Annotated in this window: 11 protein-coding genes; 4 read left to right on the top strand and 7 right to left on the bottom strand. The window is 67.2% G+C overall.

The features are described from left to right. Positions 1–1,638, bottom strand: coding sequence for a solute symporter family protein (locus ACT3S6_RS15525; protein ID WP_444555710.1), 1,638 nt, complete (start codon positions 1,636–1,638; stop codon positions 1–3). Beyond that, positions 1,635–1,946 (bottom strand): DUF485 domain-containing protein, encoded by a 312-nt coding sequence (locus ACT3S6_RS15520; protein ID WP_444555712.1) that lies wholly within the window; start codon positions 1,944–1,946, stop codon positions 1,635–1,637. Before ACT3S6_RS15520 ends, ACT3S6_RS15525 begins: the two co-directional genes overlap by 4 nt. 348 nt (positions 1,947–2,294) lie before the next feature. On the opposite strand from ACT3S6_RS15520, the gene ACT3S6_RS15515 reads away from it, so the two are divergent. The 4 genes from ACT3S6_RS15515 to ACT3S6_RS15500 are packed head-to-tail and all read left to right on the top strand — an operon-like array spanning position 2,295 to position 6,107. After that, the gene (locus tag ACT3S6_RS15515) at positions 2,295–3,482 is read left to right on the top strand and encodes a sensor histidine kinase (RefSeq protein WP_444555709.1); all 1,188 of its coding nucleotides are present in this window, start codon (positions 2,295–2,297) and stop codon (positions 3,480–3,482) included. Between the two features lie 35 nt (positions 3,483–3,517). Beyond that, a complete protein-coding gene (locus ACT3S6_RS15510; protein ID WP_444555708.1) occupies positions 3,518–4,234 on the top strand; it encodes a LytR/AlgR family response regulator transcription factor in 717 nt (238 codons plus the stop codon). After that, positions 4,231–4,617, top strand: a complete 387-nt coding sequence (locus tag ACT3S6_RS15505) for a hypothetical protein (protein ID WP_444555707.1) — start codon at positions 4,231–4,233, stop codon at positions 4,615–4,617. Before ACT3S6_RS15510 ends, ACT3S6_RS15505 begins: the two co-directional genes overlap by 4 nt. Beyond that, the gene (locus tag ACT3S6_RS15500) at positions 4,614–6,107 is read left to right on the top strand and encodes a sodium/solute symporter (protein WP_444555706.1); all 1,494 of its coding nucleotides are present in this window, start codon (positions 4,614–4,616) and stop codon (positions 6,105–6,107) included. The genes ACT3S6_RS15505 and ACT3S6_RS15500 overlap by 4 nt, the downstream gene beginning before the upstream one ends. Positions 6,108–6,114: 7 nt before the next feature. Here ACT3S6_RS15500 and ACT3S6_RS15495 read toward each other — a convergent pair whose 3' ends face one another. The 5 genes from ACT3S6_RS15495 to tsf all read right to left on the bottom strand — a co-directional run bounded on the left by ACT3S6_RS15495 (position 6,115) and on the right by tsf (position 10,116). Beyond that, the gene (locus tag ACT3S6_RS15495) at positions 6,115–6,699 is read right to left on the bottom strand and encodes a DivIVA domain-containing protein (RefSeq protein WP_444555705.1); all 585 of its coding nucleotides are present in this window, start codon (positions 6,697–6,699) and stop codon (positions 6,115–6,117) included. 81 nt (positions 6,700–6,780) lie between these two features. After that, entirely contained in the window at positions 6,781–7,731 is a 951-nt protein-coding gene (locus tag ACT3S6_RS15490) for a phosphatidate cytidylyltransferase (protein ID WP_444555704.1), read from the bottom strand. Between the two features lie 5 nt (positions 7,732–7,736). Then, positions 7,737–8,294, bottom strand: coding sequence for a ribosome recycling factor (gene frr, locus ACT3S6_RS15485; protein ID WP_444555703.1), 558 nt, complete (start codon positions 8,292–8,294; stop codon positions 7,737–7,739). Positions 8,295–8,374: 80 nt separating this feature from the next. After that, positions 8,375–9,109: a UMP kinase gene (gene pyrH, locus ACT3S6_RS15480; RefSeq protein ID WP_444555711.1), complete on the bottom strand. Its 735-nt coding sequence runs from the start codon at positions 9,107–9,109 to the stop codon at positions 8,375–8,377. Positions 9,110–9,276: 167 nt separating this feature from the next. Then, a complete protein-coding gene (tsf, locus tag ACT3S6_RS15475) occupies positions 9,277–10,116 on the bottom strand; it encodes a translation elongation factor Ts (protein ID WP_444555702.1) in 840 nt (279 codons plus the stop codon). Positions 10,117–10,214: the final 98 nt, after the last annotated feature.

Below are 10,214 nucleotides of genomic sequence, written 5' to 3'. Positions count from 1 at the left end.
CTAGTGGTCGGTGGCCTTCTCGGCACCGAAACCGGTCAGTGAACGGACCTCCATTTCGGCCTGCTTGGCCGGGTCTTCCTTCCGGTTGCTGAGCACGGTGCCCAACCAGCCCAGCAGGAACGCCAGCGGGATCGAAACGATGCCCGGGTTGCTCAACGGGAAGAACGCGAAGTCGGCGCTGGTGATCATCGAGGTCTCGGTGCCGGAAACGACCGGGGAGAACGCGATGAGGATGATCGCGGCGGCCAGGCCGCCATACATCGACCAGACGGCCCCCTGGGTGGAGAAGCGCTTCCAGTACAGCGAGTACACGATCGTCGGCAGGTTCGCCGAGGCGGCCACGGCGAAGGCCAGCGCGACCAGGAAGGCCACGTTCTGCCCCTGGGCGCCGATGCCACCGATGATGGCGGCGATGCCGATGACGACCACCGTGCGACGGGCGACCTTCATCTCCTTCTCCGGGGTCGTCTTGCCCTTGGCGATGACGTTGGCGTAGATGTCATGGGCGAACGAGGCCGCAGCGGTGATCGTCAGCCCGGCCACCACGGCCAGGATGGTCGCGAAGGCGACCGCCGAGATCACCCCGAGCAGGAGCGGTCCCCCGAGTTCGAAGGCCAGCAGCGGGGCCGCGGAGTTCACCCCGCCTGGGGCGTTGGTGATGCGCTCGGGGCCGATCAGTGCCGCAGCGCCGTAACCCAGCACCAGGGTGAACAGGTAGAACGCCCCGATGAGCCAGATCGCCCAGACCACGGACTTGCGGGCCTCCTTCGCGGTGGGGACCGTGTAGAAGCGCATCAGCACGTGCGGCAGGGCGGCGGTGCCCAGCACCAGGGCCAGGGCCAGAGAGACGAAGTCCAGCTTCGAGGCCTCCGAGACACCGTACTTCAGGCCCGGATCCAGCAGCGCCGGGTTGTTCGCGGTCTCCACGGCGTCACCGAGCAGGGCCGAGAGGTTGAAGCCGTACATGGACAGCACCCAGATGGTCATGACCAGCACACCGGCGATGAGCAGGCAGGCCTTGACGATCTGCACCCAGGTGGTGCCCTTCATGCCGCCGACCAACACGTAGACGATCATCAGCGCGCCCACGACGGTGATGACCAGCGACTGGCCCATCTTCCCGTCGATCCCCAGCAGCAAGGAGACCAGCGCACCGGCCCCGGCCATCTGGGCCAGCAGGTAGAACAGGCAGACCGACAGCGTGGTGATGGCCGCCGCGATGCGGATGGGCCGCTGCTTGAGCCGGAAGGACAACACATCGGCCATGGTGAACTTGCCGGTGTTGCGCAGCATCTCGGCGACCAGCAGCAGGGCGACCAACCAGGCCACCAGGAAGCCGATGGAGTAGAGGAAGCCGTCATAGCCGTTGATGGCGATCGCCCCGACGATCCCCAGGAACGAGGCGGCCGAGAGGTAGTCCCCCGCGATCGCCGTCCCGTTCTGGGTTCCGGTGAAGGAACGCCCGCCGGCGTAGTAGTCGGCGGCGGTCTTGTTGTTCTTGCTCGCCTTCAACACGATCACCAGGGTGACCCCGACGAAGAGCGCGAAGATGCTGATGTTGACGATGGGGCTGCCCACCGACGTCGATTCCGTCGCTGCGGCCAGTGGTGCCGCGGCGGTCAGGGACAGAAGGCTCATTTCAGGTCTCCTTCGTCGACGTTGGCTTCGAGTCGATCGCGCAGGGCCGTGGCCCTGGGGTCCAGCTTCCTATTCGAGAAGTGGACGTAGGCCGCGGTGATGCCGAAGGTCGAGACGAATTGCAGCAGTCCCAGCAGGAGACCGAGATTGATGTTCCCGATCACCTTGATGGACATGAAGTCGTGGGCGTAGTCGGCCAGAAGGACGTAGGCGAAGTACCAGACCAGGAAGGCGATGGCCATCGGGAAGATGAAGCTGCGTTGGGTTTTGCGCAGATCCTGGAACTCGTCGCTGGCCTGGACGGCCATGAATTCCTCGGACACTTGGTCCGGGGCGGGATCGGTCCGTAGGGCGGCGTCGGTGCCGTCCTGCGGAACAGGGTCCGGGCTGGTGGGGTGGGCCATTTTCTTCTCCTCAAGGGTGGTGGCATCCATCCGCCGCGGGACAAACCGTGTCCACACGCATCCTCGGCGGAAGAGTGACACCCATCACTCTCGGGCACCATCAACCGATAGTGAAGCGACCCGCAGCATGTCGTGGCCCAGCGGTGCGCCCCATGCGCCCAACGGTCATTGGTCCCGCCGAACGGTCGGGCCCGACACGGCCGTCGAAGCCGTCCCCCGACGACACCGCGGGCCGGCGTCTAGGCTGTCTGCATGCTCTCCGCCGCCGCCCAGACCACGCTGATCATCGCGATCATCACCATTGCCGTGGCCGTGGTCTACTACGTGGGGTTCCATGTGCTGCGCTCCTCCCGTGACCTGGGCACCGATGCCGACCGGGCGACCTACGAGACATTGCACCGGGTGTCCCAGGCGGCCCCGCATTTCAGCTCGGGGTTGCACTCCGAGGGGGCCGGACGGGCCGCCCGGCAACTCCGCGACGTACTCGGCTGCGAGGGTTTGGCGATCACCGATGCCGCGACGGTCCTGGCCCTGGACGGACCACTGGCCGATACCGTGTCCCGGGAGCCGGGCCGGATCGAAGGGCATTCGGCCGATGCCGTGCGCGCGGCCCGGACCCAGGTGATCCGTGGACCGGGGGCCGACGGCGTCTACGCCCCCATCCTGGTCCGCGGCAGCGCCGTGGGAACCGTCGTGGCCCTGGCCCCCCGGGCCAACGCCGGCCTGGTACGGGCCACCACCGAGCTGGCCGCCTGGGTGGCCGCCCAGCTGGGTCTGGCCGAGCTGGACGAATCGCGGGCCCTGCTGATGGAGGCCGAGGTCCGCGCCCTCCGGGCCCAGATCAGCCCGCATTTCATCTACAACAGCCTCAACGCGATCGCCTCGTTCATCAACACCGACCCGCAGCGGGCCAGGACGCTCGTCGTGGAATTCGCCGACTTCACCAGGTACTCGTTCCGCCGCCACGGGGACTTCACCACCCTGGCCGAGGAGCTGCAGGCCATCGACCGCTACCTCCTCCTGGAGAAGGCCAGGTTCGGCGAACGCATCAAGGTCTCGTTGGCGATCGCCCCGGAGGTCCTGAGCACCGTCATCCCGTTCCTGTCGTTGCAGCCGCTGGTGGAGAACGCGGTGCGCCACGGATTGGAGGGCAAGGCCACCGGCGGGCTGATCACCCTCACGGCCGCCGACGACGGGGAGTTCGCGGAGATCACCGTCGAGGATGACGGGGTGGGCGCGGATCCGGAGGAGCTGCGTGCCCTGCTGGCCGGGACGACCGACGGCGTTCATGTGGGACTGCGCAATGTCGACGTGCGTCTGCGCCAGCTCTACGGTGACGACCACGGGCTGGTCATCGACACCGCCCCCGGGGCAGGGACCCTGATCACCGTGCGTATCCCCAAATTCCAGCCCGGTTACGACGCCGGACCGCCGCTGTGAGTGCCCGGCAGGCAGGCTGTCCCTAGACTATGGGAATGATCAATGTCGTCGTCGCCGATGATGAGCTGCCGGCCGTCGAGGAACTGGCCTTCCTGTTGGAACGTGATGCCCGGGTGGGCCGGATCCACCGGGCGACCTCAGGGGCTGCTGCCCTGAAGGCGCTCCAGGAGTTCGACGTCGATGCCCTCTTCCTGGACATCCACATGCCGTCCCTGTCCGGGCTGGACATCGCCCGCGTGATTTCCCGCTTCAGCCGTCCCCCCGCCGTCGTCTTCGTCACCGCCGACGAGGCGCAGGCGCTGGAGGCCTTCGAACTGGCCGCCGTCGATTACGTCCTGAAGCCGATCCGTCCGGAACGGTTGGCCGAGTCGGTGCGCCGGGTCTGCGAACTGATCCAGGACGGCCCCCAGGAACCCGAGGTCGTCACGGTCGACCAGGGGGGAATCACCCGGATGATCCGGCGCGACGAGATCCGCTATGTCCAGGCCCAGGGAGACTATGCCCGCCTGCACACCGCCGATGCCAGCTATCTGATCAGGGTCCCGTTGAACGATCTGGAACAGCAATGGGGTTCCGCGGGCTATCTACGCATCCACCGCGGATACCTGGTCGCCATGGACCGGGTGGACCAGGTCAAGCTGGCTCCGGGCAAGGCCTCGGTCATCATCGGGGCCACGGAGCTGCCGGTGAGCCGACGCGCTCTGCCGCAGCTGCGCGAACAACTGGCGGCCAACCGCATCAGGCCTTCATGACCACCCCGGATTCCGGCCCGACCCCCGGCCCCTCCCCGCTCCCGGCCCGGGTCAGGGTCACCGCACCGGAGGGGGCGCCGCTGGGCATCGCCCGACGTCGGGCCAGCCACGACCCCGCCGCGGAGTTCTACGTCAGATCGTTGATCCGCTCGCAATTGCGTCTGTCCCTGTCGGTGGCGTTGGGGTTCCTGCTGCTTCTGCTGTGCCTGGCCGTCGTGGTCACGTTCTGGCCGCAGATCCAGGACATCCGGTTGCTGACCATCCCGCTGCCCTGGCTGGTCCTGGGGGTCGGGGTGTACCCGATCATCCTGCTGGGCGCCTTCCTCTACAACCGGGTCAGCGCCCGCTACGAGGCACAGTATCTGGATGTGACCCGGGAATGAATGCCGGAACCTCGTTGCTGGCCATCGCCGCCGTCGTCGTCTCCACCGTCCTCATTGCCGTGCACGGGCTGCGCCTGTCGCGGACCACCGGGGACTTCTATGTCGCCTCGCGGACGGTCAAACCCTGGTGGAACGCCTCGGCCATCGGCGGGGAGTACCTCTCGGCGGCCAGCTTCCTGGGTATCGCAGGGCTCATCGTCGTCTCGGGCCAGGACGCCCTCTGGTTCCCCATCGGATATACGGCCGGATATCTGATGCTGCTGCTCTTCGTGGCTGCCCCGCTGCGCCGGTCCGGGGCCTACACGGTCCCCGACTTCGCCCAGATCCGCTTGGCCGGCCGGACCGTCCGCCTGGTCACCAGCATCATGGTGGTGGTCGTCGGGTGGCTCTACATCGTCCCGCAACTGCACGGGGCCTCCCTGACCCTGGGGATCACCACCGGTCTGCCCGGATGGCTGGGGGCCGGCCTGGTCATGACCGCGGTCTGCCTGACGGTGCTGGCCGGGGGGATGCGCTCGATCACGTTCGTCCAGGCCTTCCAGTTCTGGCTCAAGCTCGGCGCGCTGGCCATCCCCACGGTCTTCCTGCTCCTCCAGCTGGGCTTGACCGGCCAATCCCCCACCCAGGACGGCCTGGCCTTCGACCTGCCCCGGCAGGTGCTGGGACGAACGGGCATCTACGCGACGATTTCACTGATCGTGGCCCTGCTGTTCGGTACGCTGGGCCTACCTCATGTGCTGGTCCGTTTCTACACGAACCCCGATGGGGCCTCGGCCCGGCGTACGACGTCGATCGTACTGGGGCTGCTCTCCCTGTTCTATCTGTTCCCCACGGTCCTGGGGGTACTGGGCAGGGCCTATCTTCCGGAACTGGCCGCCGGGGGCAATGCGGACGCCACGGTGCTGCTGCTGCCCCACCGCATCGTCGGCGGGACGATGGGAAACCTGTTGACCGCCCTGGTGATCGGCGGGGCCTTCGCCGCCTTCATATCCACCACCTCGGGCCTGGTGGTCTCGCTGGCGGGGGTGATCAGCCAAGATCTCTTCGGCGGTACGGTGCGCGGCTTCCGCTATGCGACGGTGCTGGCCAGCGTCATCCCGCTGCTGCTGGCCCTGGGCACCAGCACGCTGGCCCTGGCCGGGGCCATCGGGGCGGTGTTCGCCTTCACGGCCTCCACGATCTGCCCGCTGCTGCTGCTGGGCATCTGGTGGCGTGGGCTCACGGCCGCCGGGGCCGTGGCCGGCATGCTCTCCGGGGCGCTGGCATGTGCCGCGGCCATGACCGCGGTTTCGGTGCTGCCCCGGCTCTCGGGGATGGCCCTGGAGGTGGCCACCCAACCGGCGGCGTGGACCGTCCCGTTGGCCTTCATCGTCACGGTGCTCGTGTCCCGGGCCACGCGGGGCCCCTCGGCCGAAGCGACCACCCGGGTCATGACCCGCCTGCACGCCCCCGAGCGGACTACGGCGCCCGGCCCCGCGGGCCGGCACTAGCTGCGGGTCAGTCGATGGAGGCCATCAACTCCACGACACGGTCCAGGAAGGCATCGACCTGGCTCTCCTCGTATCCGTCCTGGCCCACGGCCTCGCGGAAGGCGATCCGGCGGACGGCATCAACGCTCATCGGCACGTCCTGCTCGAAGTAGGCCAGCAGCTGGGTGCACAGGGCGTCGACGTCCTCGACGTTGTAGCTCGGGGCATTGCGCCGGCTCGGACGACGGAACCGTCCCCCCGGCTCGCGGTGCAGGCGGCCGCGCAGGATGGCCGAGAGCCGACCGACCTGTTCGAGCCAGGCGTCTTGGCCTTCGGTCTCGATCAGGGCGTCACGTTCACGCTGGGCGAAGACGTCCTCGAGGCGGTCCAGTGCCGCGTCGACCTCCTGGGCGGAGTATCCGCCCTTCTGCGGTTCGAAGGACGTCCGGCGCACCAGGTGGCTGGTGACCACGCTTTCATCGTCACCGGTCCCGTTGTAGGTCGCGCGGGCGCGGGACAGGAAATGGTCGACCTGCTTGACGTTGTAGCCGAATTCCCCGGAGTCGACCCGGTTGAAGGGGGCTTGGGTCTTCTGCTGGCTGTCCTGACTCAATTAACTTCCCTCAAGCTTGCACTGCACATGATGAACAATTCCCTGGTGGCCGGATCCGGCCACCACACTACTGGTCCCATCCTAGGGCAGCAGCAGGCCGATGGTGTCGTCCGCGCCGGGCAGCAGCAGCACCGAAATAATGTAACCGATGGGGATGGAGAAGACCACGGAGTCCAGGCGATCCATCACGCCGCCGTGGCCCGGAAGCAGGTTGCTCATGTCCTTGATGCCCAGCTCCCGCTTGACCATCGACTCGGCCAGGTCCCCCGCGGTCGCTGCGGCCACGGTCGCCAGGGCCAACGGGATCCCGATCCACCAGGGGCTCTCGAGGAGGAACACGACGCACAGAATGCCCACGATGATCGCGCCGACGCAGGAGCCGGCGAATCCCTCCCAGGATTTCTTCGGGCTGATCTTCGGTGCCATCGGGTGCTTGCCCATCGAGGCGCCGACCACATAGCCGAAGGTGTCGTTGGCGACGACCAGCAGCAGGACCACCGATACGAGGATCTTGCCGCGTTCCTGGAGCATCAGCAGGATGGCGAAACTGGCCAGGAACGGAACCCAGAGGACCACGAAGGTCGAGGCGACCACCGAACGGAAGGCCCCCGCGGCGCCCTCCACGATCCGCCAGACCAGCACCAGCAGGATGCTGCCGGCCAAGGCGAAGCCCAGTGCCTCCGCCCCACCCAGATAGGCGGAGAACGGAAGGACGATCCCGGCCACCGCCAAGGGAGGCAGGGGCACTTCGGTCTTCGCGGCCGTCAGCGCCCGGCTGACTTCCCATGAACCGACGACGGCAAAGAGCGCTATGATCCCCACGAATGCCAGCGGGAAGAAGAACAACCCCACCAGGACGGCCGCCAACAGGACCAGGCCGACGCCGATCGCCGCAGGCAGGTTCCGCCCGGCCTTGGAGGGCTTGGCGTCGAGTTCACGGCGTTGACGTCGTGACATGGGTCCCGGGGCCGTCTGGGGGGCTCCCGGCGCTTCGCCGTGGCCGCCGTCGGCGCCGTCGGGTTGCGTCGGCATGGGCATTAGACGTCCAGCAGCTCGGTTTCCTTGCGCTTGAGCATCTCGTCGATGACGTCGGTGGCCTTCTTGGTCAGCGCGTCCAGTTCCTTTTCGCCCCGGGCGCCGTCGTCCTCGCCGACCTCGCCGTCCTTGACCATCTTGTCCATCGATTCCTTGGCCTTGCGGCGGTGGTTGCGTATGGCCACCTTGGAGTCCTCGCTCATGCCCTTGACGATCTTCACGTAGTCCTTGCGCCGTTCGGCCGTCAGTTCGGGCAACGTGACCCGGATGACCTTGCCGTCGTTGGAGGGGTTCGCGCCGATCTCGGAGTCACTGAGGGCCTTTTCGATGGCCCGCAGGGCGGTGGCGTCGAAGGGGGTGATCAGGATGGTCCGGGCGTCGGGGACCCCGAAGGAGGCCAACTGCTGCAGCGGCGTCGCGGAACCGTAGTAATCGACCAGCACCTTGGAATACAGTCCCGGGTTGGCGCGACCGGTCCGGATCGTGGCGAAGTCCTCCCTTGCCGCTTCGAGGGACCGTTCCATCTTCTCGTTGGCGTCCTGCAGGGTTTCCTCGATCACTACTCTCTCCTTAAGAATCCGGGCCGCTCAGCGGTACCCGGGCTGTTTTCCACGCTCATCATTCATCCTATGCCACCGGACTAGACGGTGACGCGCGTGCCCCGGGCCTCGCCGCGGATGGCCCGGGTGACATTACCCTCGCCCTCCATGCCGAACACGAGCATTTCCAGCCCGTTGTCCTTGCACATGGTCATCGCCGTCTGGTCCATCACCCGGATGTTCTTCAGCAGGGCCTCGTCGTAGGTCAACGTGCTCAGGCGTTCCGCCGTCGGGTCCTTCTTCGGGTCGGCGGTGTAGACCCCGTCGACCCCGCTCTTGCCCATGAGCACGACGTCGGCCCGTACTTCCAGCGCCCGCTGGGCGGCGACGGTGTCGGTGGAGAAGTACGGCAGTCCGGCCCCGGCACCGAAGATGACCACCCGGTTCTTCTCCAGGTGGCGGATCGCCCGGCGCGGAATGTAGGCCTCGGCGACCTGGGCCATGCTGATCGCGGACTGGACGCGGGTTTCGACCCCTGCCTGTTCCAGGAAGTCCTGCAGGGCCAGGCAGTTCATGACGGTTCCGAGCATGCCCATGTAGTCGGCGCGGGAGCGGTCCATGCCCGACTGGGAGAGTTCGGCCCCGCGGAAGAAGTTTCCTCCCCCGACCACGATCGCGGTTTCGACCTCACCGACGGTGGCGGCGATCTGCTCGGCCACACCACGGACCGTCACGGGATCCACGCCGATGTTGCCACCGCCGAAGACCTCTCCGGAGAGCTTGAGCAGGACCCTGCGCCGGGTCCCGGCCTCGTTGGTGATCTGTGTCGTTTCGATCTGGGTGGTTTCTTCCACGGGGGGGGCCTCCTCTGGCGGAGCCGGGTCCGCCGTCGTGCAGTGGTTCTGGAAAGGTCTGGGCGTGGCAAGGGGGCGGCCACCATAGTGGTGGCCGCCCCCTTGATCACTGCCGCTTGGGCGGGCGGAAACCGGCCGCCGTGTCGCTGCTAGGAGCCTACGCGGAAACGGGCGAACCCGGTAGCGTTCACGCCGGCTTCCTCGAGGACCTTGCCGACCAGCTTCTTGGAGTCCTTGGCGAACGGCTGGTCCAGCAGCACGATCTCCTTGAAGAACCCGGTGAGGCGGCCTTCTACGATCTTCGTCAGCGCGGCTTCGGGCTTGCCTTCGGCGCGGGCGGTCTCGTCGGCGATGCGACGCTCGTTGGCCACGGTCTCCGCCGGGACCTCCTCGCGGGAAAGGTGCGTCGGGGCCAGGGCCGCGGTGTGCACCGCGACGTCGTGGGCCACGGTGTGGGCTTCGTCGCCGGAGCCGTCAACGGCCATGAGCACGCCGACCTGCGCCGGGAGGTCCTTGGACGTCTTGTGCAGGTAGGCATCGACCGTGGCGCCTTCGAGGCGTGCCATGCGGCGTACCACGACCTTCTCGCCGAGGATGGCGCCTTCTTCGACGACGACGTCGGCGAGCTTCTTGCCGTTCACATCGGCGGCGAGCAGCGCATCCAGATCGGTGGCGCCGGTGGAGACGGCCACTTCGAGGACCTGATCGGCCAGTGCGATGAACTTGTCGTTCTTCGCGACGAAGTCGGTCTCGCAGTTGATTTCGATCATGTAGCCGACGGTGCCGTCGATGACCTTGGCGGCCACGAGGCCTTCGGCCGCGGAACGGCCCTCGCGCTTGGTGGCGCCCTTGAGGCCCTTGACGCGGATGACCTCGATGGCCTTCTCGGCATCACCGTTGGCCTCGTCGAGGGCCTTCTTCACATCCATCATGCCTGCGCCGGTACGTTCACGAAGCGCCTTGATATCAGCGGCGGTGTAGTTCGCCATGTGCAACCCCATTCTCAGTGGTGATCTAGCTTGTTCTTCCGGTGCCCTACCGGCGGGGACCCGCCCCGTTTCGAGCGGAGCCGGGGGGGCGGGCGGGC

Source organism: Arthrobacter sp. AOP36-C1-22 (assembly GCF_052377515.1).
Lineage (GTDB): Bacteria > Actinomycetota > Actinomycetes > Actinomycetales > Micrococcaceae > Arthrobacter_H.
This window is presented reverse-complemented; position numbering and strand designations above follow the sequence as displayed.

Excerpts from the sequence above, each read along its gene's own strand:
- ACT3S6_RS15525 (WP_444555710.1), bottom strand. The coding sequence starts at position 1,638 with ATGAGCCTTCTGTCCCTGACCGCCGCGGCACCACTGGCCGCAGCGACG.
- ACT3S6_RS15520 (WP_444555712.1), bottom strand. The coding sequence starts at position 1,946 with ATGGCCGTCCAGGCCAGCGACGAGTTCCAGGATCTGCGCAAAACCCAA.
- ACT3S6_RS15515 (WP_444555709.1), top strand. The coding sequence starts at position 2,295 with ATGCTCTCCGCCGCCGCCCAGACCACGCTGATCATCGCGATCATCACC.
- ACT3S6_RS15510 (WP_444555708.1), top strand. The coding sequence starts at position 3,518 with ATGATCAATGTCGTCGTCGCCGATGATGAGCTGCCGGCCGTCGAGGAA.
- ACT3S6_RS15505 (WP_444555707.1), top strand. The coding sequence starts at position 4,231 with ATGACCACCCCGGATTCCGGCCCGACCCCCGGCCCCTCCCCGCTCCCG.
- ACT3S6_RS15500 (WP_444555706.1), top strand. The coding sequence starts at position 4,614 with ATGAATGCCGGAACCTCGTTGCTGGCCATCGCCGCCGTCGTCGTCTCC.
- ACT3S6_RS15490 (WP_444555704.1), bottom strand. The coding sequence starts at position 7,731 with ATGCCGACGCAACCCGACGGCGCCGACGGCGGCCACGGCGAAGCGCCG.
- tsf (WP_444555702.1), bottom strand. The coding sequence starts at position 10,116 with ATGGCGAACTACACCGCCGCTGATATCAAGGCGCTTCGTGAACGTACC.